Origin of the sequence: Jeotgalibacillus sp. ET6 (assembly GCF_029667115.1) — a bacterium.
Lineage (GTDB): Bacteria > Bacillota > Bacilli > Bacillales > Jeotgalibacillaceae > Jeotgalibacillus.
Genome location: NZ_JARUIU010000001.1, coordinates 392,699 through 418,673, shown reverse-complemented (window position 1 = coordinate 418,673; position 25,975 = coordinate 392,699). Strand labels below are relative to the sequence as shown.

Below are 25,975 nucleotides of genomic sequence, written 5' to 3'. Positions count from 1 at the left end.
GGAGAATTATTACCATCTCATAGATATATCTGAGTGATGATTCATTAAACATAACAATTAATTATTGAAAGGAGCATGAAATGAAAATTATTTCATGGAATATAAAGTGGGAAAATAAGTGCGAAAATAAAAATTCAAATAGAATTGAAGAAAATGAAAAAAGAGTAAAAGTAGCTAATAATATTATAGAAGATTTTAGGCCAGATATACTTTCATTGCTAGAAGCAGGTCTTTCAGAATGTCCTGAAATTAGAGGGTATCATAAAGTAATGCTTGATAGAAAACATATGTTTAGAACCTATAGAAATGGTATTGTCTTATACATTAATAATGAATATAAATATGAAATATGTAAGGAGGTTTTAAAAGAATTTATAGATAACAAAATGGCGTGTTTTTTACCAGTAAAAATACAAAAAGGTAAAGAATCTTTTAATAGCTTTTTTGTATGGACCACAACTAGAAACGGAAAAGAAGCAAATGAACCTTATGGATATAATAGATTTAATGAAATACTAACTTCAGGTAAGTTCAAAAAAACTTTGGAATTTATAGATGGCAATAAAAATGATGTAATCATAATAGGTGATTTCAATTTGGTGTCTAATCATAGAGATGAAAACAAACAGAAAAAATGGTTAGAAATTAAAAGTGGTTTTGAAACAATAGGCTTACAATGGGTAGAAAATAATATAAGTACATATTATAAGGTAATAAATGACCACTGTTTTATCAGTGATCGACTAAGAAAAAAACTTATCTTGGAAGTTGGAGATAATAAGATTGGTAATATTATTTCTGATCATAATATTATTAACGTACAAATACAAAATAAAATACTTCAACCATAGTTTGTATAAGTAAACAATAAAACTAACTCGTTTGGAGGTATAACAGAGAACCTTCCCAAAACTTCTTGAGTTACTAGGTTAACTAATGAGGATTTTTAAATAGATGAATTATACTTACACAAAAATGGATCTTTAGATTGTTCTTCTTCAACTAAGAGTGTCTTTAATCCACTGAGAACATGAAATTTAATAAAAGCTTGGGGTTATCTTGGGCTTTCTCGAGCACTCAATATGAGTGCTTTTTATTATGCCCCAAAATGGTGTGATCTACTATCTCGCAACTATGCGCTAAATAGCAGCCCAGAACTTGCTTATGGCTTTAAAAGCTGAGAAGGAAACTATGGTCATACTGACGACCTAAAACAGGAGGAACAATGAAACTTTATCTTTTAATCTCATCATTTATCAAATCTATATTTACCAAGCAGCAAACGAAAGAGAACAAATCAAAACGCTATTTGCCTTTGGATATTCAATTCTTTGCTGACACACCTGGAGATCCACCAGCGGATCCTCCGGCTGATCCACCTATTGAAGATAAGCCGTTTGCTACGTTTCACAGTAAGGATGATCTTGATAAGCGTATTAATCGTGCTGAAAAAGCTGGAAAGAAAGCTCTTGCTCAGGAGTTTGGTTTTAATTCCATTGAAGCAATGCAAGCCGCATTAAAGAAGAATGACAAAAGCACTGACAAGAAGCCTGGCGAAGATCCAAAGAACGTTGATATCGATGCGCTTGTGGAAGAGAAGTTAAAAGGGGATCGTGAGAAGACATTCAAACGATTGTTAAATGCTGAGGTAAAACTAGCCGCAAAGGAACTCGACTTTGCTGATTATGAAGATGCTCTGGCTCTGGCAGATTTAACCGAAGTAAAAGAGAACGACAAGGGTGATCTTGAAGGTGTTGAGGAAGCATTGAAAGCTCTTGCTGAAAAGAAACCTCATCTGTTGAAGACAAAGGGTGGATCCGGAAGCTTCGGGGCTGATGCTGGCGGTAATCGTAAGCAAACAGACAAAGAACGCCTGGAGCAAATCAAGAAAGAGGCACAAGCTCGAAGTGCTTCAGTAACAGTTGCGAATGATCCCTGGAAACGATAAATCAATTTGAATAGGAGGAATGAAACATGAATTTACAACCACGACAAACATTTGTTGTAGAAGGTGATGCAGAAATCCTAGCAAGCTATGAAGTGGTTCGGGAAGTAGTGAATGGAATTACGATTGATTCAGCTGCTGTCATTTCCGTAAACGGAAAGAAAATCATTCTGAAAGGAATGCCTTTGGCCAAGCTAACAAATGGCAAATATGTACCCTATGATCCTGCAGGTGAAAATGGTTCACAGAATCCTACAGTTTTACTAAAAAGAACGGTAGATGTGACAGATGGTGACCATGTTGTAGGTGGCTATGAAGTGGCGAAAGTTATTTCAGAGCGTATTCCAATTACGGTTGATGATGCTCTCCGTGAGAAAATGCCTAACATTACATTTGCTTAAAAATACAAACTTGAAAACAGAAAGGATGGTTTAAATGCCACCAGAATTATTGAATCTTGAACAGGCTCTTTCAGCACCCGAGCTACTAACTTATTCTAACAATCTAGTAACACCAAACAACTACCTTGCCGAGTTATTTTCCCCACCGCAGGAAACATCTGAGCTAACAGTTGATGTGATCCGAGAGGGTTCACGTCTGCCGGTAATGGCGCAAATTGCGGAGCTTGGAACACAAGTGGCATATGGAAGCAGAGAAGGAATGACAGGGCAGCGAATTTCGATTCCGAAAATTCAGCGCGGCCGTTCCATGGACGAAAAATACGTCCGTCTCCTACTTCAAAATGGCCTACGCTCAAATGAGTTTGCTGAAATTCGTCGTACTCAATTAGATGATGCTGCTTATGCTGTCTCATAGAGCTTGTGCATACATAAAGTGGAGTTCAGCAATAATATTGCCTGAGTACTAGAAGTTATTAAAAGAGAAGTTCGTGATGAGTTTGAAAAAAATAGAAACCGGAATTAGACGATCAAAACTTGTTAGAGATCCAACATACAATTAAATGGCAAATGATTTTGATTCATTGTTGGAAATCGAATGCTTTTATGAAGGGCGTACGAGGACGGTTAGGGTCAAATATTGTTTATTGAAAATCATAAAAAGAATTATCGATTTGAAAGTTAGAGGGTGAGACGTATGTATTTAAATTATATGATCTTGTGGAAGTAAAAGTGCTATAGAACTAAATACTATTTTGAAGCTTTAAAGACCAAATTCAGATAGTAAGGTTATATATATAATATAACCTTACCGCAATGGTCTTCCCACACTACTTAATAGTTAAATGTAAATAAATTAGTATAACTGAATCAATTTTTCTTCTTTTATCGAACTTTAAATAACTACAAAAAAATATAAAAAATAATGTATAAATAGTGTTCTTATGAAGACATAACTTTATTATAATATTGCCTACTTAGGTAAAGACTTAATTAATTACTTTAGAAAATATTCATATTGCTGTCCTGCAATTTTAGAACTAATACTTGACTCATTATTATTCAACGCTCTAGAAACCGGTAATGGAACAGACATATTTTCAAATTCCTTCATCTCTAAAATTATTTTAGAATTAGTTACAATTTCAATATTAATACTATAGGCAAAAAAACAAGTTTGTTCATTATTTATTATATAGCCTTTACTTTTTATGCTTTTGCACATTTTAATTTTGTCGAATAATCCTTTAGTTGCCTGATTGCTAGGTACGTCTAAGATAAAAGATTCCTTAATAAATTGATTTTTTTTTGGTCTTATATGGATGAGGTGGCTATCCTGTTCGTGCTTTAAGGTAAATATTATATTAATGTCGAGTAATCTAATTTCTTGATGAACAATAAAATTAATGTTGTTGTCTTTCAATTCCAATGTTAGATAAGGGTTAACAAGCTTAATAAGATTTTGGCTTGTCGGAAAAGAGCTGTTCTCTTTGATGTAATTGACCATTGAATCTAAATTAAAGAAGTTTATATCAGTTTTGTTTAAATCGTTAAACCTTTCAAATAGTTTAGGAAGGTAAACAAAAACCACTAATAATAAACATAATGAAATGAATATAATTATCTTATCAAAGTTGTTATTAGTATTTAAAACAAACATCAAACCCGAAAGGATCCAGGGGATACTGAGTATAAAGAGAGCAGATTTAAAAAAATGCATTGAATGATTATATAGCTTTTGATTTTGCATTAGTTTTTGTATGTTGTTTAAATTTGATGCAATTTTCAAAGGTTTGTTGAGAGGGTTCTCATTTAAGAGAGTAACCGTTTCTTGAAATAATCGATCTATTGTTTGAAAGACTTTCTCATTATAAAATGTGAAAATTATTGTGATTAATGTTATTAATGTAACAATTATGGACGAAGTCCAAGATAAAAATTCAACAATGTCGTTATCTATATTTTTTATTGAATTAACCACTGTATCGTATAGGTTAAATATACTTTCTTGGAAATTTTTAATATTTTTCATTAAAGACCTCGATAACTTTAATTATGGTTTTAAACATATTAAGGGCTTGTTTTGGACTAAGATTTATTAACATCGAATAGGTTATAAGGCCGTTTGTGTATATTTTTATTAAAAAATCTTCGTTTTGATTATTTAATATTAGGGTAAGACCGAAGGCTTCATTTGTCTCAACAAGCCTTACGTTTGGTATTGAAACTAACTTTTTTGTAACAGGTAAAGGGAGTTTAAATAATTGGGCATTCGCATCATGCCCCAGGATGTGTTTAACAATTTTTTTGAAGTGTAAATAATTTTGTACAGTAGATGTAAAAAAAATAAATATATTTTCTATTTGTATAAAACTAACAATGTTAATCTTTCCATTCATAAAAGATTCAGCCCAATGTATTTCACCGAACCCATGATTTACATTACGTTTTATTGATAAGGAGTAGAATTTATTTTCATCTTCAAAAGACGTATTTTTTATTAAATCAATACACTTGGTATCAATTGAAACAATTATAGCGCTATTTGAAAATAACATATAAATCCCAACTCCTTTTATTATTATTTTATGTCATATTTATCGTCAAAATACCGAGTAATAATACCCAGTGTATCGGCATCCTCGATTAATGCATTCAAATCCTCTTTTACTGTACTTAAAAACTTAGTCAGAAGAACGCCAGAAGTTGTAACATTTTGCAAATTCTCCTTCAATAAAATTTCAGCTTCGTTAATTGTGTTAATATTCGTTATAGAAGCATTAATTGCTTGGTAAATATCAACAGCTACTTGTAGAAGAAGAGACTCATCCATATCGTTGTCAGCAAAAGTTAACTTTAGTATACTTTTGAAATCAACGGTTAAATTAACTACAATAGCGTTATCTGCGTTTTCAACTTGTTTATTTAGTTTATAAAGAGAAACACTAAATTTTGTTATTTTATCTCCTCGATAAATTCTTTCTATTACATCTCCATCTTTAAATAAATTGCTACCACCAAGTTTGGCATTTTTAACAAAAGGAGCCTTCTCGTTATTAAACGTTATAGAGCTCACGCTTTGAACCTTAAAACCAATTTCAGAAAATTTTTTGTAAATTAAATGTAATGCAAGCAATGTCAGTTTCGAAAATTCACTGTCTTTAAAGCTTTTAGCTTTATTTTGAATGTAGACGTGTTTACTGTTTAAACCTTCAATATTTTCTTCTATAAATTCTACTAATTTGGAATATAATTTATTATAACCGGATTTTGAAGAGATACATATTTTTTCTTTCAAAAGATAGCTCATTTCGATGGTTCCTGAACTAAGTTCTCTTTCTCTTTCCTGTGTAAAATTATTGATATACCAATCTGTATATCTAATTCTAATTTTTACATTTTGGCCTATTTCATCGGCAACAGGTGTTTCTAATATTTCAAAATCAAAAGAATCGTAACTTTTTGTACCATTAAAAACTTCTGTCAATAATTCATGTAATTCACTGACGGTTAGATCTGTAGTTAGTTGAGTGAATAAATATGGTTCTCCTAGTGAATATCTATCATTCAAAATCAAAAGAATATCACTAATGATTTCTTCCCCATTTTCAGGATTATCATTTATTAACTGAATGATTTGGAGTAAATATTGTTGGCTTGTAAGGTTACCTGTAATGTCCAAGTCGTGTTGAGAACTTAAGTATTCATCAATAGCATTTAATCTTTTTGAATGATTTCTTTCTTTCATTTTCTGGGTGTAAAGCTGTTGAAGTTGTTCAATTTGCATAAAATCTACCCCTTTGTATGTGTTATTTGAGGAAATTTATCCTTTGCTTTAATATACCATAATAGTCATTTTATTGTTTTAAGATCATGAGAATATAAATTATAACTCTGTAGTGATACTGCCAATGTTATAAAGTTTAATTGACGAAATTCTAACTTGCCGATAAGAGCTAAAGGAATTATCTATAGGAAAGGCTATCTTGTAGAATTATACTGATACTTTGTATTAAATAATTTGTTGAAGTAGTTGTTGACGGATTGTTGACGAAACTTACAATTGTTGACGAGAACAGATAATACTCCACAGGTAAGACAGAGACAAAAACCTTTACAAGACAACGTTTCATAGGACATAATGAGAGTACAATTGAATCAGTGTTCCTTCGGGGCAGGGTGTAATTCCCTACCGGCGGTGATGGACAGCTGTTGTGTCCTTAGTCCGTGACCCGGCGATGCCGGTGGATTTGGTGAAACTCCAAAGCCGACAGTGATAGTCTGGATGAGAGAAGGAAATATACTCGGGCCGTTTACATATTCGGCGCCCGTTTATTTAGCGATGTTTTAAAAGCCCCTTTTGTAAAAAAGGGGCTTTTTTGGCTTAATTCTTCCGATGAGGATGATTTGATGGATGAAAAATGGATGAAATTAGCGATTGAAATGGCAAGAAGTACGATGGGCCAAACCTCTCCAAATCCTGCTGTGGGGGCTGTTGTAGTCAATCATGGCCGTGCTGTTGGCATGGGGGCTCATTTAAAACCTGGGGAAGGTCATGCAGAGGTGCATGCATTGAAGCAGGCAGGCGATCAGGCAGCAGGCGGTACCATTTACGTGACGCTTGAGCCGTGCTCACACTATGGCAAAACCCCGCCTTGTGCGGATTTGATTATTGAAAAGAAACTGGCGAGGGTGGTTGTGGCATCTGTTGATCCGAACCCTCTTGTCGCAGGCAAGGGACTCAAAAAGCTGGAAGAAGCCGGACTCGAAGTGACTGTCGGTGTCCTAAAAGAAGAAGCGCTTCAATTAAATGAATTCTTCTTTCATCACACTACCGCTCAACGACCGTTTGTGACGCTGAAAGCTGCGATGACTCTTGATGGCAAGATTGCGACAAGCTCCGGCAGCAGTAAATGGATTACGTCTGAGGAAGCGCGTGAAGACGTTCATCTGGACCGTCATCTGCATGATGCGATTTTGGTGGGTGCAAATACGGTAAAACAGGATAATCCTTCATTAACTGCGAGGCTTCGCGGCGAGGCAATTTCCCCTGTACGTATTGTGCTGGATACTTTATTATCCATTCCGGAAGCTTCTGCTGTGTTAACAGATGAAGCTTCTCCAACCTGGGTCATATGCGGAAGTGATGCTTCTGAGGAAAAAGAACGACTTTTCGCAAAGGCCCCTCATGTCAGAGTAATCAGAATGAGCGGGGAAACGATCGAACTGCCTGAGCTATTAACAGTGCTGGGCAAAGAAAAAATCCTTTCGTTATATGTAGAAGGCGGCGCGAAGGTTCATGGTGCATTTTTGGATCAAAAAGCAGTCGATCGGATTGTCATGTATATTGCACCGAAAATTATCGGATCAAGCAGCGCTTTTTCTGTATTTAACGGAAAAGGTGTGGAGGCGATGAGTGAGGCTGTCGGTCTTACCATTAAAGATGTAAAGACAATTGGGCAGGATATAAAAATAACAGCTGCATTATCTTAAGAAAGGGTGAGAGGCATTGTTCACAGGGATTGTGGAAGAAGTTGGGGCAGTGGTCTCCATCAACAGAGGCCGAGAGTCCATGGTGCTTTCCATTGATGGACCGAAAGTGGTTAGCGATGTTCACCTGGGTGACAGCATTTCTGTAAACGGGGTTTGTTTAACGGTAACCGGTTTTTCCAAAAACACATTTACAGTGGATGTCATGCCGGAAACGGTCAAGGCATCGACGATTCATCAGTTAAAGGTCGGCTCGAAAGTGAATTTAGAGCGTGCGATGTCTGCGAACGGCAGATTTGGCGGACATTTTGTATCAGGTCATATTGACGGCACTGGGACCATTCGTTCCACTCAGCAGAAGGAAAATGCGATTTACATTTATATTGAAATGGACCCTTCTTTAATGCCCTACTTTATTATGAAGGGATCCGTTTCTGTGGATGGCACATCCTTAACCATTTTTGATGTGGAGGAATCGGCGATTATGATTTCCCTCATACCACAAACGGTAGAAGAATCGGTGCTCGGTAAAAAAAGAGTGGGAGACCTCGTGAATATTGAATGTGATATGATTGCGAAATATATTCACCGATTTGTTCAGCCTGCAGCGTCTGCTAAGAAAAAAGGGGTAGACGAAGCATTTTTGCAAAAATACGGATTTATGAATTAGGGAGGCTGTCTGTATGTTCGATCGTATTGAAGAAGCAATTGAGGATTTAAAAGCAGGTAAAGTGGTGATCGTGGTCGATGATGAAGACCGGGAAAATGAAGGTGACTTTATCGCGCTGTCTGAAAATGTGACGGCAGAAACTATAAATTTTATGATTACAGAAGGCCGCGGCCTGGTGTGTGTTCCAATTACTGAGGAGCGTGCAAAAGAGCTTCAGCTGAAGCCGATGACAGATACCAATACCGATTCTCACGGCACCGCTTTTACAGTGAGTGTGGATCATGTTAAAACGACTACCGGGATCAGTGCACCGGAACGCGCTTTAACTGTAAGAGAACTGATCAAGCCAGAAGCCAAAGCCGCTGATTTTAACCGCCCTGGTCATATTTTTCCTTTAGTAGCGAAGCCGGGTGGTGTACTGAAGCGTGCAGGCCATACAGAGGCAGCTGTTGATCTAGCCGTTTTATCAGGTGCAAAGCCTTCCGGTGTTATCTGTGAAATCATTAAAGAGGACGGTACTATGGCTCGTGTGCCGCAGCTTAAAGAAATCGCTGATAAATTTAATTTAAAGATGATTACGATTCAGGACCTGATTGCCTACCGCAGAAATAAAGAAAAGCTGATTCAGCGTGAAGTGGAAGTACAGATGCCTACTGAATACGGGGAGTTTAGAGCTGTCGCTTATACGGAAACATTAACAGGCCAGGAGCATGTCGCGCTTGTAAAGGGCGATATTTCATCAGTGGATCCCGTGCTCGTGCGTGTACATTCAGAGTGCCTGACGGGTGATGTGTTTGGTTCGAATCGCTGCGACTGCGGCCCTCAGCTTCATGCGGCACTTTCTCAAATTGAAAAAGAAGGAAATGGAATCCTGCTTTATATGAGGCAGGAAGGGCGAGGAATTGGTCTCATTAATAAGCTCAAAGCTTATAAGCTGCAGGAAGAAGGACTCGACACGGTCGAAGCAAATCAGAAGCTTGGGTTTGCGGCAGACCTGCGCGATTACGGGATTGGCGCACAAATCCTAAAGGATCTTGGAGTAACCAATATGAGAATCCTGACCAACAATCCAAGAAAAATTGCGGGTGTAAAAGGCTACGGCTTAAAGGTAGTGGAGCGTGTGGCGATTCAGATGCCGACAAAGGAACAGAATGCTAAATACATGGAAACAAAAAAATCAAAGCTTGGACACATGCTTAAATTCTAGGAGGAATCATTCATGAAAAACGTTTATGAAGGACATTTAATCGGAACAGATCTCAAAGTGGCAATCGTAGTAGGCCGCTTCAACGAATTTATCACAAGCAAATTGCTTGGAGGAGCAGAGGATGCGCTTCGCCGTCACGGAGTGAAAGAAGAAGACGTTTCAGTTGCATGGGTGCCGGGTGTTTTTGAAATTCCTGTTGCTGCTCAGAAATTAGCGAAGTCAGGCAAGTATGATGCAGTGATCACGCTTGGCACAGTTATTCGCGGCGCAACCCCTCATTTTGAATACGTCAGCGGAGAAGTGGCAAAAGGTGTAGCCAATATTGCCCTTAATGAAGGACTTCCGGTTATATTCGGCGTACTTACAACAGATACAATCGAGCAGGCGATTGAACGCGCAGGAACGAAGGCCGGGAATAAAGGCTGGGAAGCAGCAACTGCAGCAATTGAAATGGCGAGCCTCTTTAAAAGCATGGACGTTTAAATTTTTCACGTGATCATTTGGTCAATCATTTAGTTTTATACTAAAAAGAGGTCGATTCCCATACCTGAAAAAAGGTGAAAATGAGCATTATCTATTAACAGTATGAGGTGAGCGGAGCGGAAGGTGGCGACTCCTGCAGGATATGACGGCAAGCTGAGACTACCCAGGGCAAGGGCCTGGAGAGCTCAGCGCCGTCCCTGCGGAAACATACTAACATTAGTAGCACAAACCAAGGCCATGGTTTGTGCTACTATTTTTTTGTAGAAGTGAAGAGAAGTCGCGCGGACGCTTGGATCTTAGAATCCGAATGAGGAAACCGACTCCCTTCACACCCTTATGCGAATCAGCTTAGTATGTTGGATCCTCGAGACCGTGTAAAAGAAAGTGGAATCAATAAGGCACTGTGATGGGCTTCTATAGAAAAGAACGAGGAGGATCTACATGCAACACGTGATTGCTTTTGATGTCAGTATGGGAACAAGCGCAATGGTGATGTACGATCGGTTTCAACAATGTGTGTTTGAGGGGGAACTGAAACATACTCAAGGTGGTTTTGGTTGGTTAAAGAAAAAGATTGAGGAGGTAACGGAACACGATGGGCAGTTTCCGGAAATCGTATTTGAAGCGACAGGGGTTTATTCAAACGGACTGGAGGAATTCCTGAAGGCACAAGGGTACCCTTACTGTAAGCTCAATCCCTTAGAGGCTAAGCTTCAAATGGCTTCTATGCGAAGACATAAAACGGATATCAGTGACGCTCACGAACTGGCGAAGTCCCATTATAGAATGAACCGCCCAAAAACGTACGTTCAAGAAGACTATTATGCCCAAATGCGTTCTCTTGGGCGCTACTATGAAGAGATCGACAAAGAGATTACGCAGAACAGTAACCGCTTGCATGGCTCTCTGCAGTTAAGTTTTTCATTACTGGAACAATCATTCTCCAGAAGCTCTGACCTCTTTTTAAATCTCGTACAATTCTTTCCGCATCCTGACTGTTTAGACGGCCTATCCGAGGAGGAGCTTCGTCGTCGGGTAAGACAGGCCACACGGAAGAATATGTCGGTTCAGCAAGTAGATGAAAAGGTGATCACCCTCCTTAAAGCCAGTAAGGGCTCTTACCCGTCTATTACATCGGGAGATGTACGCTGTCAACACATCAAGAACTATGCCAGAAGGATCTTAGAACTGCAGGTTCAAAAGAAAGAAGTCATTCAGCAGATGGTCGAGCTGTCGAAAGATCGAGTAGAGTACCAGGTGTTCCTCTCCTTTCCGGGAGTAGGTGAAAACACGGCCGTTCGGATTATTGGTGAGTTGGGTGATATCAGCCGCTTTCAGAAAGCAAAACAAATCAATGCGTATGCAGGAATCGATATCCACCGCTCTCAGTCAGGTAAGCATGAGAAGCCGGATACCCTCAATAAGAGAGGGAATAGAAGGCTGCGAAAGATTCTCTATTTTATGGTGATGTCCATGATTTCCTTGCGGAAAAAAACACAAAATACACTGGTCGATCATTATGATCGATTAAAAAAGCAACCCAATGGAAAGGTCCATAAGGTTGCGGTCATTGCGTGTATGAATAAGTTTATAAGAGTTTCCTTCCACCTTATTCAACACGGACTCCTGTATCAATACGAACCGGCCAAAGTGTCGTAACAGGATAGTTCTTAGTATAGCACACCGGCCCCTGTCAAAAAAATGAAAGTGGCAGGTTTATTTGATGTATACATTTTTAAGCTAATCACTTTCACGATCACCGGTTTAGAATATATTTTTGAAAAAAGCTTGACTGGAGGTAAGAAAGCGTCCGCCTGAAGCGCAGCGAACCGGTCAAAGAGGTTGAGACAATTTTTTGTCCAGCCTCTTTATTTTGTTTCAGCTTAAAAAAGTAATGACAATTTCTTTTGCGGGCAGTATAATAACAGTTTGTGGCTGGCCTTGTAATGAGGTTGAGCGGGTAGGGAGAGGGCGCTTGCAAAGGCAGGCAATTATATGAAAGTGATAGGAGATTTTTTTGGTTTAACCACTCATCAGACTTCTTTTAAACAGGAAGTGATGGCTGGGGTAGTAGGATTTTTTACGATCGTGTACATTATCGCGGTCAATGCATTAATTTTATCGCAATCGGGAATGCCGTTTGAGGGTGCTGTCATAGCAACGATTATGACGTGTGCTTTAGGCTGTTTTTTAATGGCCTTTATCGGAAATGCTCCCATTATACTGGTTCCAGGCATGGGCATCAACGCTATGTTCACGTACACGCTGGTTCAGGCGATGGGCTTTACCTGGCAGGAAGCACTCGGCATTGTGGCGATGTCAGGAGTATTATTTATTATTGTGGCTTTTACAAGGCTGTCGGGCATTTTAAATGACGCCATTCCTCAATCGTTAAAAGATGCGATCACCGTTGGGTTGGGCTTTTTTCTTCTGCTGATCGGTCTCGAAAAAGGCGGTCTTGTGGTTCAGGGCGAAAATTCATTGATTGCCATAGGGGATTTTGCTCAGCCTGCAGCACTCGCGACCATTTTGACGCTGCTTGTGGCATTCATTCTTTTTGTGAAAAATGTTCCGGGTCATTTTTTATGGACTATTTTATTTGGTACAGTCCTTTCATTTATAATGGGAATCAAGCCATCGAATGCGAGTGGTTCCGTATCGTGGGATTCACTGATCTGGTTTGAATTATCATTTGAAAGATGGCTTGAAATTCCTTTTTGGGTCGGTATTTTTTCACTGACCATGGTGCTGGTTTTTGAAAACATCGGCTTGATACATGGCCACGCCAGTTTCATTAAAAGACCTGAGACGTACAGCCCGGCTTTGAAGGCAAATGCGTTATCCGCTTTTAGTTCAGGTTTCTTAGGCACCAGCCCGACGGTTTCCACTGTAGAGTCTACAGCTGCCATGGCAGCAGGAGGAAGAACCGGCCTGACTTCTTTAACGATCGGTGTATTATTTCTTGCCTCAACTTTGTTCATTCCTTATATGGGGTATATACCGGATCATGCTGTCGCACCGATCTTAATGATTATTGGCATCTTAATGATTCAGCATATGCGTCATATGAATATGGAGGACTTTACTGAATCTATCCCTGCAATTATGCTGATTGTCATGATTCCATTTACTTTCAGTATTGCAGACGGCATTGCCATTGGATTTATATTATATCCATTTATGAAATTCATCATGGGAAGAGCGAAGGAAGTATCCATTCCGCTATACAGTATTGCGGCATTATTCCTGCTTTATTTTGTTCTTCATTATCTTCCGTTTATATAAACGTTCGTTAAGAGCGAAAAGCCGCCGGCAGGTCCGTTTAAGGACTCGCCGGCGGCTTTTTAAATTTTTTATTCTGCTCTTAAAAGATTCAAGCCAGTTCATATAAAAATCTTTTTTGAGGCTTTATATACCGTTTTAATTCGGATCCTAATTTTCCTCTTAGATTTTTATGGGCTACCGCTGCTGCAATGTCTCCTGGCTTCGGATAAATGCCTATGTGATTCAGCTCCACCCGAATGACGCCTTCAAAATAATCCATCTTTTCGTGATCCAATATTCTGGTTTTTACGTATATTAAGTAACGGTCGCTTTCTATTTTTTCTACCTTGTGAATATCAAAATAAAATTTAAATTCTTCAAACATGTCCTCACCTCAATTTGTCATTGGCTTCTTTAGTAGCAGTATATCAATCTTGCGAAAAAAATGAGAATATGGCAACCTTATATCAAACTACGAAAGCGAGAGGAAACAGGATGAAAATTTCAGTGATCAAAAGTCATGGATCAAAAAATGATTTTATTATTATAGATGAACAGGAACGTCTAGTGTTAAATGATGATCAGCGTGCTTCTCTGGCGGTTCATTTATGCGACCGCAGCAATTCCATTGGAGGGGATGGGATCCTTTACATAACAGAAAGCGACACTGCACAGGCGAAAATGCGTGTATTTAACTCAGATGGCTCTGAAGCATCCATGTGCGGTAACGGACTGCGCTGCGCTGCGCGATATATCGCTGAACGGGACGGAGTGCAGAAGTTTAAAGTGGAAACGATGAAGGCTGACCTGACAGTGGAAAAGGTTGAATCTCTTTACGAGGATATCCCTACCTATGCGGTTGAGATCTCTCCTATCCTCATTCATCTTGATTCACTTCCCCTTCAGCTTGATCAGGAAACATTATTTAATCAAGTTGTACCCGAGTGGCATGAGACACTCCGTTTTTCGGCTTTAGCCGTACCAAACCCTCACTTGATTACGCAGGTTACAGAAGAAGAACTGCTCAGCGGGCTGCAGCAGGAGCTGGCTCAATCATTAAATTCTCCTAATCAGTGGTTTACAGACGGGGTTAATGTAAGCTTTGTAGTACCACTTGAACCCAATCAAATTTTTGTGCGCACCTATGAAAGAGGGGTTGGATTTACGAACGCCTGCGGAACAGCAATGTCTTCTTCAAGTTTGATTCAGGTTATGCTGGAACAGGGAGAAGCAGGTATTCCCATTGATGTCTACAATGATGGGGGCCGTGTAAAATGCGTCATTCATAAAAAAGAGGATCTGTTTCACCATATTGATTTAATTGGAAATGCGACGTTCACGGATGAATATACACTTGAGTTCAGTGATAACGAGATCATTCCTGCAGTTCAGCATGTAAAAAGCACTGGAGAGGAACTGATCTATCAAAGAATGGCAGAGGCTTCAAGGGAATTCGTAACAGGGCATTTGCCAGGCTTAAATAAATAAACCAAAAAAACGGAGGGGAAGGAGTGGGGATCGTGTTTTCACCAACGGATTATAATCCATTTACTCTTTTCTCTTTTAGTCATATTGCCATGCTTTTCATATTCGGGCTGATTTTTATTGCTTCGGTCCAGCTGTTCAGCAAAAACCTAACGCAGAAAAACCATAAAGTGATCGTTTGGAGCTTGACAGCCATCCTGCTTTTATCGGAATTAACCTATCAGATTTGGTCCCTTTCTGTCGGAATTTGGGATGCGAGATATTTTATTCCGATTCAGTTATGTTCCTTCAGTACGTTTTTTGGAATGTATTTATTATTCAGGAAAAGCACCTATATTTTTTATTTCTTCTTTTATGTTGCATTTTTCCCGCCGGTTTTTGCGTTATTAACACCGGACTTGGTATATGGGTTTCCACATTACTTCTATTGGAAATTTTTCTTCCAGCATATTGCGATTCCCGTTACGGCCATTTATCTGCTTTACAGAGATCATACAAAACTGCCTGTCCGGTCGATGTTTATCGCCTTTCTCGCTTTAAATGCGGTAGCGATTCCTATTGGTTTTGTAAACAGCCTGCTGGATGCAAATTATTTTTTTCTGGCTGGACCGCCTGTTTCGGATACGGCTCTTTCACTATTCGGTGAAGGATGGGTGTACATTTTACAGCTGGAAGCAGTCGCCCTGATCTTTTTCTTTCTAACTTTTTTGATAGGAAAAGGGCTGTTAAAAAAGAAAACAAACGCGTTACGTTAAAATGGCAGGTTGATGGTTGACATTTAATTTGGTTCGTACTAATATAATAAACAATCAAAATATTTTAACGCGATGAAGAAGAGAAGTACCATAATCCTCTTTTTTAAGAGAGCTGGTGGGTGGTGCAAACCAGTAAAAGAATTTATGGGAATGGACTTTGGAGTATCTGGCTGAAACCATTTGGAGGTAGGCACAGACGGTTCACAACCGATAGCAGTGGCAGGAGAGCGAAAGAGTTGCTTCCTGCAATGAGTGGGTTTCTATTGAAATCAACAAAGGTGGTATCACGGGTCTTCCCGTCCTTTTTTACAGGACGGGGAGGCCCGTTTTTTATTACAAGAATATGTGACTTCAGTGATTGGAAAAAGTAGCACAATAGTGGCTGACTAAGAGAGCCTGCGGCTGGTGGAAGCAGGAGAGCGGATTGTGTGAATGGGTCCAGGAGAGCTGTTTTGAAGAAAAGTAAAAACAGACGGTTCATCCCCGTTAAAAGGTGCTTAAGTGAGAGCGGATTTCTGCTCTAACGTGAGGTGGTACCGCGGGTAGTTCCCGTCCTCCGTGCAGACTTTTCTGCGCGGAGTTTTTTATTTATTCTAAGTTAAGAGGTGGAAAAGTTGAGAAAAGAAGAGATGAGCAGAGTCAGAAGAAAAGTAGTAAACGGGGATTCCTTAACCCCCATCACGATCTTTCAAAGTGTGAAAGGAAAGAAGAAATGCCTGCTCGAGAGTTCGTTAAAGCATGAAGAAACGGGCAGATATTCGTTTATAGCCGTTAATCCGTATGCTGAAATCATCGGAAAAGATAACCAAGCGGTCATTCACGATTATTTAGCAGACAGTATTGAAACGAAAACCGGAAAACCTCTTCAAATAATAGAGCAATATTTAAAAAATCAGCAAATTATTCCTCCAGACAATCATCCGTTTGCAGGCGGTGCGATTGGCTATATTGGCTACGATGCCATCAGGATGTATGAGGATATCGGCAGTATGCCAAGCGATGAATTGCAGATGCCGGATATTCATTTAATGTTGTATGACACCATGATTATGTATGATCATAAGCGCTATGAGGTAACGATTACGGTTTTAAATCCTCAGAATCACTTTACGGAAGAACAGCTTGATGACAAGCTTGATACGATTGCAGCACAGCTGACAGATTATCATAATGTCCAGACCGGACTCGATCCGCTCTCGATCCTGACGTATCAGTCTAATGTTGAGAAGCAGAAGTATATGGATGCGGTTCAAAGCGCAAAAGAGCATATTAAAGAAGGAGATATTTTCCAGATCGTCTTATCACAAAGGCTAAGTGCTGAATTTACCGGTTCTGCTTTTTCTTTTTATCGTAAACTGAGGCAGGATAATCCTTCTCCTTATATGTTTTTTATAGAGTTTGAAGATTATACAGTGCTAGGGGCTTCACCGGAAAGCTTAATAAAGGTAGCTGGCAGAGACGTTACAACCAACCCGATTGCCGGGACCCGGAAAAGAGGAAAATCAAAACAGGAAGATCAGCTTCTTGAAAAAGATCTGCTGAGTGATGAAAAAGAGCTGGCTGAGCACCGGATGCTGGTCGATCTTGGGCGTAATGATCTTGGCAAGGTATGCAAAATCGGAACCGTTCAACTGACAAAATATATGACGATTGAAAAATATCAGCATGTGATGCACATTGTGTCAGAGGTTAAAGGGCAATTGACCGAAAGCATGACCGGGCTTGAAGCGCTTGTTTCAACATTGCCTGCGGGGACTGTCTCGGGAGCCCCGAAAATCAGAGCCATGCAGCTGATAAATGAATATGAACCGGCTAAACGAGGTGTTTATGCAGGAGCTGTCGGGTATGTCGGGTTTGACGGCAATCTTGATTTTGCTCTTGCCATCCGGACTATGGTGATTAAAGAAAAGATCGCCTACGTACAGGCGGGAGCAGGTGTCGTGTATGATTCGGTTCCTGAAATGGAATATGAGGAAACCTTAAACAAAGCCCGCTCGCTACTGGAGGTTACATCATGATCCTTTTAATCGATAATTATGATTCGTTTACGTATAATTTGTATCAATATCTTGGTGAGATTGATGACGTGAAGGTGGTCAGAAATGATCAGATTACACTGGAAGACATCCGTGAGCTGCGCCCTTCGTTAATTGTAATTTCACCCGGTCCGGGTCACCCTGATAATGCAGGAATTTGCATCGAGATGATTCAGAAGATTGGGTCAATGACTCCGATATTGGGAGTATGCCTGGGTCATCAAGCGATTGGAACTGCATTTGGTGCGACAGTTGAAAAAACGCCGAATGTTATGCACGGAAAGGTATCGAGGATAGCCCATCAGGCACCGGAGCTATTTGGTCAAAGGAATGAGGTAGAAGTAATGCGTTATCACTCCTTGATTGTAAATCGTTCCACGCTGCCACAAGAGCTGGAAGAAATTGCGACTTCAACAGATGATAATGTCATTATGGCCTTAAGGCATCGGGAATTCCCTATACTTGGATTACAGTTTCATCCGGAATCCATCGGAACGGCTGACGGCATGAATCTCATAAAGCAGGCAGTCCATTCATTAGTTGAGTAGGAAAAAAGAGAGAACAGACGAGAAGAGACAGGAGAGTGGAGTAAAATGAAAAAAGCACTTTTAACCGTTCAGCAGGGACTTCATTTGACAGAAGAAGAGATGATCACAGCGAGCGAAGCCATGTTTGATGAGAAGACAGACAACGAGACGATTAAAGCGTTTCTGCTTGCATTGAAGGAAAAGGGAGAAACAGCAGATGAAATCGTAGGGCTTGTGAAGGTCGTCAGAAAACATGCGATGCAAATAGATTCACCGCTTCAAAATGTCATGGATAATTGCGGCACAGGAGGAGACGGTTCACAGAGCTTTAATATCTCAACCTGCTCGGCTTTCGTTATTGCAGGTGCTGATGTTCCGATTGCCAAACATGGAAACCGAAGCATATCGAGCAAAACAGGAAGTGCAGATGTACTGGAACATTTGGGTGTCAGACTCGATTTTACAGCTGACGAAGTAAGAGAGCTGCTTGAAAAAAATAAAATTGCCTTTTTGTTTGCCCCTCATGTACATCCGGGCATTCGAAAAGTAATGACTGCAAGAAAAGAGCTTGGGGTTCCAACCATCTTCAATTTAATTGGCCCGCTGACAAATCCGGTAGAGCTGGGTACTCAGCTGGTGGGAATTTACAGACGTGATATGCTTCATACAATGGCAGAAGCGCTTATCCGCCTTGGCAGAAGTAAAGGAGTTGTGATCAGCGGAGCCGGTCATATGGATGAAGCGTCGCTTGCAGGAGAAAACCATTTAGCTGTCGTAGAAAATGGCAGTATACGAAGCGTTGTTATAAGCCCGGAAGATGTAGGGCTGAAAGTTGTACCTAACGAAAAAATACGGGGAGGCGGACCTCTTGATAACGCCGTCATTCTACAATCGGTTTTATCGGGTGAGGAATCCGTTTACCGTGAGACGGTGCTGCTGAATGCAGGAATTGCGCTGTTTGCCCACGGTTCTGCTGCAACCATTGAAATGGGAATTGAACAAGCAAAAAAAAGCATCGATTCTCAATCTGCCTTAAATCGGTTGAAAGAATTAGTCTATTACAGCAATCAAAAGGAGCTGGCACAATGAGCAACACCATTTTGGATAAGATTCTCCTTTATAAAGCAAAAGAAGTCGAAGGCATTAAGAATGATCCAGCTTTAAAGCTGAACAAAAGACTGGATAAACCATCTGTTGTCAGACTCGAGGATGCGCTGAATCAGCGCAGTCACCTGGGTGTAATCGCTGAAATCAAACGTGCTTCCCCTTCTAAGGGGTTGATCAATGGCTCTATTGATCCTGTAAAACAGGCAAAGCTTTACGAATCTCATGGAGCCTCTGCGATTTCCGTATTGACGGATGAGGAATTTTTCCAGGGGTCAATGGAAGATCTGACAAATGTGGCAGCATCCGTTTCAATACCTGTATTGTGCAAGGATTTTATTATTGACGAAGTTCAGATCAGACGGGCGAAAGAAGCAGGAGCGTCCATCATATTGCTTATCGCAGCAGCACTAGACCAGAAAACACTGCTTGATTTATATCGCAAAGCGGTTCAAATGGAACTGGAAGTACTGGTGGAAGTTCATGATGAAGAAGAACTTGGCCGTGCACTTGAAGTGGGCGCTTCGTTAATTGGAGTAAATAACCGGAATCTTAAAACGTTTGAAGTAGATTTAGAGATCAGTAGAAAGTTAGCCGCGAAAATGCCTTTACAAGAGGTGCACTTTATCAGTGAGAGCGGTATTCTATCCCCGCATGAAGCCCAGCAGGCGGCAGACTTTGGCGCAAGCGGCGTTCTCGTTGGAGAGGTATTGATGAAGTCAAGTAATGCTGGAGACCTTCTAACATCGCTGCAGGTACCCTTAGCAGGTGAGAGAGAATGAAAGTCAAACTATGCGGGATACAAAAAACCAATCATTTAGAAGCGGCAGCAGAAGCCGGAGCCGATTACATTGGCTTGATGTTTGCAGAAAGCAAAAGAAAAATATCGGTTGAGAGAGCAGAGGAATTGGCTGCAGTTGGGCCGCCGCATATTAAACGGGTCGGTGTATTCGTTAATCCATCCCAAAACGAAATAGATGAAGCAGTTCAAAAAGCAAATCTTGATATTATCCAGCTTCACGGTGATGAGAGCCCGGAGTTTTGCAAAAATCAAAAGAAGCCCGTTATGAAGGCGTTCAGTATTACTTCTGCAGATGATTTTGAAAGAATGAAAGACTATGACGTCGACTATTACCTGGTTGATGCACCGGGAACGGAATATAGAGGGGGAAGCGGCAAGCGTTTTGACTGGTCCCTCATTCCTGAAGACAGTCTGCCCGGGAAGCTGGTGCTTGCGGGAGGACTGACGCCTGACAATGTGTATGAAGCTGTACAACAAGTGCAGCCTTATGCAGTGGATGTATCAAGCGGAGTGGAAATAAACGGAGAAAAAGACATAAATAAAATGATCGCTTTTATTAAAGAAGCAAAAAGGAGTGCGGCGCAATGACGACCTATATTCAACCAGATCAAAACGGACAATTCGGACAATTTGGGGGCCGGTTTGTTCCGGAAACCTTAATGCAGGCAGTACTGGAACTGCAGGAAGCCTATGAAGAAGCACAGAAGGATCCTGCATTTCACGAGCTGTTGGAGCACTATTTAAAAGATTATATTGGCAGAGAGAACCCCTTGTATTTTGCAGAAAACCTCACAAAGCATACAGGCGGGGCAAAAATATATTTAAAACGAGAAGATTTAAATCATACCGGCGCCCATAAAATTAACAACACCATCGGTCAGTCGCTTCTTGCAGTGAGGATGGGCAAGAAAAAAATTGTAGCAGAAACCGGTGCGGGACAACACGGTGTGGCAACAGCTACTGTTTGTGCCCTGCTGAATCTTGACTGTGTCATTTTTATGGGAGAAGAAGACATCAGAAGACAGCAGCTGAACGTATTTCGTATGGAGCTTCTTGGGGCAAAAGTCATTAGTGTGACACACGGAAGCGGTACATTAAAAGATGCGGTCAATGAGGCGATGAGATATTGGGTCAGCAACGTGGAAGATACGCATTATATTATTGGATCGGTCCTCGGCCCACATCCTTTTCCGCAAATGGTCCGGGATTTTCAAAGTGTAATAGGAAAAGAGACGAAACAGCAAATCCTGGACAAAGAGCAGCGTTTACCGGATACCATTGTTGCATGCATCGGTGGAGGAAGCAACGCAATGGGCATGTTCTATCCTTTTATAGAGGATGAAGAAGTAAAACTTGTGGGGGTTGAAGCTGCAGGAAGCGGGATTCAGACTGGCAAGCATGCAGCGACACTGACAGCAGGTGAAGTAGGCATCCTTCATGGATCCTTAATGTACTTGCTGCAAAATGAGGACGGTCAAATTCAGGAAGCGCACTCGATCTCTGCTGGCCTTGACTATCCAGGGGTAGGTCCTGAACACAGCTTTCTGCATGAAACAAAACGCGTTCAATATACCTCTGTTACAGATGATGAAGCACTTGATGCTCTTCAGCTGATGTGCAGAAAGGAAGGAATTATTCCAGCACTGGAAACGGCACATGCCATTCATCACGCGGTAGAACTGGCAAAAAATTCACCGAAAGAAGAAATCATTGTCATTTGTTTGTCCGGACGCGGAGACAAGGACGTTATGACGGTTAAAAGTGCATTGGAGGAACGCCAAAATGGGTAAAAAACAGCTGCAGCAAGCAATCGAAAAAGTTGTAGAAAGAGGAAACAAAGCGTTTATCCCGTATATAATGGCAGGGGACCCTGATCTGAGCCATTTAAAAGAACAGCTGCTATTTCTTGAAAAAGCCGGTGCAACGGCAGTGGAGCTTGGCATCCCATTTTCAGATCCAGTAGCAGATGGTCCGACTATTCAGGATGCAGGACAAAGGGCGCTTGAAGGGGGAGCAACCGTAAAGAAACTGATGGAAACTCTTGCATCATTCAGAGAAGAAGTTTCCATTCCAATCGTCTTAATGACCTATATTAATCCTCTATTTAAATACGGATTGTCCCATTTTTTCAAGGACTGTCAGACAGCCGGTGTAGATGGAATCATTATTCCGGATGTACCTTTAGAACAGCGGCCGTTAATTGAAGAACATATGAACCAAACCGACCTGGCTTTAATTCAGCTCGTGACACTAACGAGCCCGGACCACCGGATTGAGCGTCTTGCTAAAGCTTCAGAAGGATTCTTATACGCTGTAACGGTAACGGGCATCACTGGAGCCAGATCAGCCGTCAGCGAGAACCTGGAAAGCTTTATCTATTCCTTAAAAAAACATAGCAGCGTGCCGGTTATGGCAGGGTTTGGAATCTCCACTCCTGAGCAGGTCAAAGAAATTTCGTCACTGGGGGACGGCGTTATAGTCGGAAGCCGGATTGTCGACCTATTGCATCAGGGCAAAAGAGAAGAAATTACTCAGTTGATTGAAGCAGCTGTTGGAACCCCTGCTTCCCGTTAATAGATCACCAGGCTGTCTGTTTTTACAGACGGCCTGGTTTTCGTTTTGCATGCAGCAGGTAAAGAAAGGTATAGTCTGCATTATGAAAAAGAGTGTTCTATACTGATAAGTGAAAGTGAAAAACAAATCCCATTGTCATTTCTTACAAAAGAATGTTTAAGGAGTGGATAGTATGACATTAACCCCTACTCAAATTCAGGAGAGATTATCTACTTTACTAAATTGGGAAATGAATGATGAGGGAGAAATTCAAAAGACCTTCTCTTTTCAATCGTTTCAGGACGGTCTGCATTTTTTGAATGAAGCAGCGGGAGAAGTGGACCGCAGAGGGTACAGTCCCGCCCTGAGTATTTCAGGAGAAAAGGTGAGGGTGCAAATCAACAGCCAAGGGGAAGAAGGATGGACTGAAAATCATTTTGGGCTGGCGCATGCAATAGAACGCCTATATCCTGATATTTCTGATTTTTAAGGAGCCGACTGAATATGGAGAGAACCGTACTGGTAGTAGAAGATGAAAAAAATTTAGCCCGATTTATTGAATTGGAACTGAAGCATGAAGGTTATTCTGTTGACGTTTCTTTAGACGGGAGAGAAGGGCTGACTCTTGCTCTTGAGAAAACGTTTGATATTATTTTACTGGATTTAATGCTGCCTTCATTAAATGGAATGGAGGTCTGCAGGAGAATTCGGCAGGTGAAAAAAACTCCGGTCATCATGATTACAGCAAAAGACGGGGTGATGGACAGGGTCTCAGGTCTTGACAGCGGGGCGGATGACTATATTGTGAAACCATTCGCGATTGAAGAGCTTCTCGCAAGGATGAGGGCCCTTACCAGGAGAACCACAGAAACAGACTCAAGCGATTCAGCCACTATTTTGGAATTTCGTGAACTGAGAGTGGATGTGGATTCTTATCGTGTGACAAGAGACAACCACGAAATCACCCTGACCAAAAAGGAATTTGATTTGCTTCATATGCTGATTGAAAATAAAAATATCGTCTTAACCCGGGATCGGATTCTTGAACGGGTATGGGGGTACGATTCAGAAGTGGAAACAAATGTAGTGGATGTTTACATCCGTCATCTTAGGCATAAGATCGATTCCAAAGAAGGTCCGAGCTACATTCAAACGATTCGAGGAGCAGGGTATGTGATGAGAGAATGAGTAAGCTTAAAGCATTCTGGAACCGGTTATCCCTCCGCTGGAAATGGACGATAGCAGGGGCGGCAACCATTTTTGTCACCTTCAGCATCTTCAGCCTTATTTTAATTACTGCGATGAGTCAATGGATGCTGCAGGAAGAAGAAAACTCAGTGAATTCAATTTTAAATGACTTATCTCAATTTTATGAGAGCCGTGGTCCCAGAGTTACGACAGATGATGTGTATGAAAGCCGTGACTTGCTGGAGCAGATTTATGAAAAAGGCCAGACGATCCGCTTATACAATCAGGATGGCTTTGAACTGTTTGTGATTCAAAGCGAAGAACGCGTTTCAAGTGTACCATTTGAACCTGTTCAGACAAGAAGGATTGAAAAAGGAGATGCAGGTCAGCAGGAAGTCTTAATTGGAAGATCGCCCATTCGATCCCAGCAGTTTAATGGCTACGTGGAAGTTATTCATCCCCTAAGTCAGCTGCAATCCATGCAGGCCTACATGATTCTTTTATCGATCGTACTCGGATTAGGTTCCCTATTTATAAGCGGAATTGTTGCTTACCTCTTATCCGGGCGGTTAATTGCACCTGTGGTTTCCCTGGGGCGCGCGATGAAAAAAACGCAGAATGAGGGCTTCCAAAAACAAATGGAGCTTCCAGATGTGCAGGATGAAATTGGCGGGCTGGTTGAAATTTTTAATGGTATGATGGATGAACTGGAGTCCACCTTTACGAAGCAGCGTCAGTTTGTTGAAGATGCATCACATGAATTGCGAACACCCATTCAAATTATTGAGGGTCATCTTTCACTTATAAACCGCTGGGGAAAGCACGATCCTGAAGTTCTGGAAGAATCACTGGGCATTTCGATTCAGGAGCTGGACCGGATTAAAAGGCTGGTGAATGAATTGCTGCTGTTATCAAAGGCAGACAGAGAAGTTGGCTATATTCAGGACGCAAGAGCATTTCCAAATGAAGTCATTCAAAGTGTGGTTAAAAGAATTAATGGCATCTATTCTTCCAGACAGATTTTTATAGATCAGGCGGATATTAAGCACGCAGGTAAAATAGATCCGCTGCACCTTGAGCAAGTTTTAATTATCTTAATTGAAAATGCGATCAAATATTCTCCTGAGAACGAACCTGTCACAGTCCGGGCAACAACTGATAGAGGGTATTGCGTTATTTCTGTCGAAGATAATGGACCTGGTATAGCACCGGAGCATATACCAAATATTTTTGACCGGTTTTACCGTGTAGACAAAGCCCGGAGCAGAAATGAAGGGGGAAATGGGCTTGGTTTATCCATTGCCAAGAAACTTCTGGATCTATATCAGGGGGAGCTGACTGTAAAAAGCAAAGTGAATGAAGGGACCAGCATGATCATCAGGATCCCGTTTGCAGATTAATCAATGGAGTCAATAGGAAGCTCCATTTCAAATTGATGGGCGATTTTAGGCAGTTTGATTTCAAGCGTCCCATCCTTGGCTTCTGCTGTCGCTCCTTTTCTGGATATGGGTTCGGGGAGTGTGATTTTTATAACAGGCTCATCCGGGATGTGAACAAGGACCTGAGTAAGGCTGTGATGCACTTTTATTTCATTCAGTGAATGATTTTTAATAGAAATATGAATAAAAAGATAATGAAATGATTCAAATAGGGTATAGGATGATTGAGGGACCGATGGTTGAAAAGATGGATCAGTTGGCTTTTGCTGATTTTCAAAGGATTGCTGCATGTATTTTTGAAGCCATTCCTGCCAGTCATTTGGTGAGTTGGTTTTTGGGAATAATGATTGCCAAAAGTCCATTTTCTCACCCCCTTACATAGTGATATATGCTTTGTTCCTAAAAATGATACCCGGATTTCTTGTCACGGCATTTATTCTTAGCCAAAAAACGAGCAAAGATGAATACTGAATAGTTATTCAACACCCTCATTTCAGCTTTTATTTTTTGAAAAAAAAGTGGGAAAGGCTTTAACTCGTTCCTTTACAGTGATAAAATGTTTCTGTAAGCGTTTTAGAACCATGTAATTACTATTTTTACATAGCATTAGCATCGATCTAAATAGAAGT

At 40.7% G+C, this 25,975-nt stretch carries 27 protein-coding genes, 1 riboswitch and 2 other annotated features; of the genes, 22 read left to right on the top strand and 5 right to left on the bottom strand.

The features are described from left to right. Nucleotides 1-80: 80 nt before the first annotated feature. The 4 genes from P6709_RS02085 (at nucleotide 81) to P6709_RS02070 (ending at nucleotide 2,761) form a co-directional block, all read left to right on the top strand. Complete coding sequence (locus P6709_RS02085) at nucleotides 81-851, top strand: endonuclease/exonuclease/phosphatase family protein (RefSeq protein WP_278239224.1); 771 nt, start codon at nucleotides 81-83, stop codon at nucleotides 849-851. Nucleotides 852-1,225: 374 nt separating this feature from the next. Next, nucleotides 1,226-1,948 (top strand): scaffolding protein, encoded by a 723-nt coding sequence (locus P6709_RS02080; RefSeq protein ID WP_278239223.1) that lies wholly within the window; start codon nucleotides 1,226-1,228, stop codon nucleotides 1,946-1,948. A gap of 26 nt (nucleotides 1,949-1,974) precedes the next feature. Continuing rightward, nucleotides 1,975-2,346 (top strand): head decoration protein, encoded by a 372-nt coding sequence (locus P6709_RS02075; protein ID WP_278239222.1) that lies wholly within the window; start codon nucleotides 1,975-1,977, stop codon nucleotides 2,344-2,346. A 34-nt stretch (nucleotides 2,347-2,380) separates the two neighbouring features. Further along, complete coding sequence (locus P6709_RS02070; protein ID WP_278239221.1) at nucleotides 2,381-2,761, top strand: hypothetical protein; 381 nt, start codon at nucleotides 2,381-2,383, stop codon at nucleotides 2,759-2,761. 579 nt (nucleotides 2,762-3,340) lie between these two features. On the opposite strand, the gene P6709_RS02065 is transcribed toward P6709_RS02070, so the two are convergent. The 3 genes from P6709_RS02065 to P6709_RS02055 are packed head-to-tail and all read right to left on the bottom strand — an operon-like array spanning nucleotide 3,341 to nucleotide 6,130. After that, nucleotides 3,341-4,375, bottom strand: coding sequence for a hypothetical protein (locus tag P6709_RS02065; RefSeq protein ID WP_278239220.1), 1,035 nt, complete (start codon nucleotides 4,373-4,375; stop codon nucleotides 3,341-3,343). After that, nucleotides 4,362-4,901, bottom strand: a complete 540-nt coding sequence (locus tag P6709_RS02060; RefSeq protein WP_278239219.1) for a hypothetical protein — start codon at nucleotides 4,899-4,901, stop codon at nucleotides 4,362-4,364. The genes P6709_RS02065 and P6709_RS02060 overlap by 14 nt, the downstream gene beginning before the upstream one ends. 23 nt (nucleotides 4,902-4,924) lie before the next feature. Then, on the bottom strand, nucleotides 4,925-6,130 hold the full coding sequence (locus P6709_RS02055) for a hypothetical protein (RefSeq protein ID WP_278239218.1): 1,206 nt from the start codon (nucleotides 6,128-6,130) through the stop codon (nucleotides 4,925-4,927). A 374-nt stretch (nucleotides 6,131-6,504) separates the two neighbouring features. Next, a riboswitch (FMN riboswitch) is annotated at nucleotides 6,505-6,644 on the top strand. Nucleotides 6,645-6,750: 106 nt separating this feature from the next. On the opposite strand from P6709_RS02055, the gene ribD reads away from it, so the two are divergent. The 6 genes from ribD to P6709_RS02025 all read left to right on the top strand — a co-directional run bounded on the left by ribD (nucleotide 6,751) and on the right by P6709_RS02025 (nucleotide 13,478). Further along, nucleotides 6,751-7,836: a bifunctional diaminohydroxyphosphoribosylaminopyrimidine deaminase/5-amino-6-(5-phosphoribosylamino)uracil reductase RibD gene (ribD, locus tag P6709_RS02050; protein ID WP_278239217.1), complete on the top strand. Its 1,086-nt coding sequence runs from the start codon at nucleotides 6,751-6,753 to the stop codon at nucleotides 7,834-7,836. Nucleotides 7,837-7,852: 16 nt separating this feature from the next. Continuing rightward, the gene (gene ribE, locus P6709_RS02045; RefSeq protein WP_278239216.1) at nucleotides 7,853-8,503 is read left to right on the top strand and encodes a riboflavin synthase; all 651 of its coding nucleotides are present in this window, start codon (nucleotides 7,853-7,855) and stop codon (nucleotides 8,501-8,503) included. 13 nt (nucleotides 8,504-8,516) lie between these two features. Beyond that, nucleotides 8,517-9,710: a bifunctional 3,4-dihydroxy-2-butanone-4-phosphate synthase/GTP cyclohydrolase II gene (locus P6709_RS02040; RefSeq protein ID WP_278239215.1), complete on the top strand. Its 1,194-nt coding sequence runs from the start codon at nucleotides 8,517-8,519 to the stop codon at nucleotides 9,708-9,710. A gap of 12 nt (nucleotides 9,711-9,722) precedes the next feature. Next, nucleotides 9,723-10,193, top strand: a complete 471-nt coding sequence (gene ribH / locus P6709_RS02035) for a 6,7-dimethyl-8-ribityllumazine synthase (protein ID WP_278239214.1) — start codon at nucleotides 9,723-9,725, stop codon at nucleotides 10,191-10,193. A 441-nt stretch (nucleotides 10,194-10,634) separates the two neighbouring features. Beyond that, nucleotides 10,635-11,852: an IS110 family transposase gene (locus P6709_RS02030; protein WP_278239213.1), complete on the top strand. Its 1,218-nt coding sequence runs from the start codon at nucleotides 10,635-10,637 to the stop codon at nucleotides 11,850-11,852. Between the two features lie 336 nt (nucleotides 11,853-12,188). Next, nucleotides 12,189-13,478, top strand: a complete 1,290-nt coding sequence (locus P6709_RS02025; protein ID WP_278239212.1) for an NCS2 family permease — start codon at nucleotides 12,189-12,191, stop codon at nucleotides 13,476-13,478. A gap of 88 nt (nucleotides 13,479-13,566) precedes the next feature. Here P6709_RS02025 and P6709_RS02020 read toward each other — a convergent pair whose 3' ends face one another. Further along, on the bottom strand, nucleotides 13,567-13,842 hold the full coding sequence (locus P6709_RS02020) for a hypothetical protein (protein WP_278239211.1): 276 nt from the start codon (nucleotides 13,840-13,842) through the stop codon (nucleotides 13,567-13,569). A gap of 110 nt (nucleotides 13,843-13,952) precedes the next feature. Here P6709_RS02020 and dapF point away from each other — a divergent pair, with 110 nt between their 5' ends. The 12 genes from dapF to P6709_RS01960 all read left to right on the top strand — a co-directional run bounded on the left by dapF (nucleotide 13,953) and on the right by P6709_RS01960 (nucleotide 25,307). Beyond that, a complete protein-coding gene (dapF, locus tag P6709_RS02015) occupies nucleotides 13,953-14,945 on the top strand; it encodes a diaminopimelate epimerase (protein ID WP_278239210.1) in 993 nt (330 codons plus the stop codon). Nucleotides 14,946-14,968: 23 nt separating this feature from the next. Further along, on the top strand, nucleotides 14,969-15,697 hold the full coding sequence (locus P6709_RS02010) for a YwaF family protein (protein ID WP_278239209.1): 729 nt from the start codon (nucleotides 14,969-14,971) through the stop codon (nucleotides 15,695-15,697). A gap of 63 nt (nucleotides 15,698-15,760) precedes the next feature. Further along, nucleotides 15,761-16,004: a binding site (T-box leader), on the top strand. A gap of 38 nt (nucleotides 16,005-16,042) precedes the next feature. Beyond that, nucleotides 16,043-16,257, top strand: a binding site (T-box leader). Nucleotides 16,258-16,311: 54 nt separating this feature from the next. Next, on the top strand, nucleotides 16,312-17,715 hold the full coding sequence (trpE, locus tag P6709_RS02005; RefSeq protein ID WP_442905284.1) for an anthranilate synthase component I: 1,404 nt from the start codon (nucleotides 16,312-16,314) through the stop codon (nucleotides 17,713-17,715). Further along, nucleotides 17,712-18,281: an anthranilate synthase component II gene (locus P6709_RS02000; protein ID WP_278239208.1), complete on the top strand. Its 570-nt coding sequence runs from the start codon at nucleotides 17,712-17,714 to the stop codon at nucleotides 18,279-18,281. The genes trpE and P6709_RS02000 overlap by 4 nt, the downstream gene beginning before the upstream one ends. A gap of 45 nt (nucleotides 18,282-18,326) precedes the next feature. Beyond that, the gene (gene trpD / locus P6709_RS01995; protein WP_278239207.1) at nucleotides 18,327-19,349 is read left to right on the top strand and encodes an anthranilate phosphoribosyltransferase; all 1,023 of its coding nucleotides are present in this window, start codon (nucleotides 18,327-18,329) and stop codon (nucleotides 19,347-19,349) included. Beyond that, nucleotides 19,346-20,146 carry an indole-3-glycerol phosphate synthase TrpC gene (gene trpC / locus P6709_RS01990; protein ID WP_278239206.1) on the top strand — a complete coding sequence of 267 codons (801 nt, stop codon included), beginning with the start codon at nucleotides 19,346-19,348 and terminating at the stop codon, nucleotides 20,144-20,146. Before trpD ends, trpC begins: the two co-directional genes overlap by 4 nt. Next, a complete protein-coding gene (locus P6709_RS01985) occupies nucleotides 20,143-20,754 on the top strand; it encodes a phosphoribosylanthranilate isomerase (RefSeq protein ID WP_278239205.1) in 612 nt (203 codons plus the stop codon). The genes trpC and P6709_RS01985 overlap by 4 nt, the downstream gene beginning before the upstream one ends. Then, complete coding sequence (gene trpB / locus P6709_RS01980) at nucleotides 20,751-21,956, top strand: tryptophan synthase subunit beta (protein WP_278239204.1); 1,206 nt, start codon at nucleotides 20,751-20,753, stop codon at nucleotides 21,954-21,956. Before P6709_RS01985 ends, trpB begins: the two co-directional genes overlap by 4 nt. Then, on the top strand, nucleotides 21,949-22,740 hold the full coding sequence (gene trpA / locus P6709_RS01975; RefSeq protein WP_278239203.1) for a tryptophan synthase subunit alpha: 792 nt from the start codon (nucleotides 21,949-21,951) through the stop codon (nucleotides 22,738-22,740). The genes trpB and trpA overlap by 8 nt, the downstream gene beginning before the upstream one ends. 172 nt (nucleotides 22,741-22,912) lie before the next feature. Continuing rightward, on the top strand, nucleotides 22,913-23,209 hold the full coding sequence (locus P6709_RS01970) for a 4a-hydroxytetrahydrobiopterin dehydratase (RefSeq protein ID WP_278239202.1): 297 nt from the start codon (nucleotides 22,913-22,915) through the stop codon (nucleotides 23,207-23,209). Nucleotides 23,210-23,223: 14 nt separating this feature from the next. Beyond that, nucleotides 23,224-23,907, top strand: a complete 684-nt coding sequence (locus tag P6709_RS01965) for a response regulator transcription factor (protein ID WP_278239201.1) — start codon at nucleotides 23,224-23,226, stop codon at nucleotides 23,905-23,907. Further along, nucleotides 23,904-25,307: a sensor histidine kinase gene (locus P6709_RS01960; RefSeq protein WP_278239200.1), complete on the top strand. Its 1,404-nt coding sequence runs from the start codon at nucleotides 23,904-23,906 to the stop codon at nucleotides 25,305-25,307. Before P6709_RS01965 ends, P6709_RS01960 begins: the two co-directional genes overlap by 4 nt. Here the strand turns inward: P6709_RS01960 and P6709_RS01955 are convergent. Next, nucleotides 25,304-25,708: an Hsp20/alpha crystallin family protein gene (locus P6709_RS01955; protein ID WP_278239199.1), complete on the bottom strand. Its 405-nt coding sequence runs from the start codon at nucleotides 25,706-25,708 to the stop codon at nucleotides 25,304-25,306. The genes P6709_RS01960 and P6709_RS01955 overlap by 4 nt on opposite strands. Nucleotides 25,709-25,975: the final 267 nt, after the last annotated feature.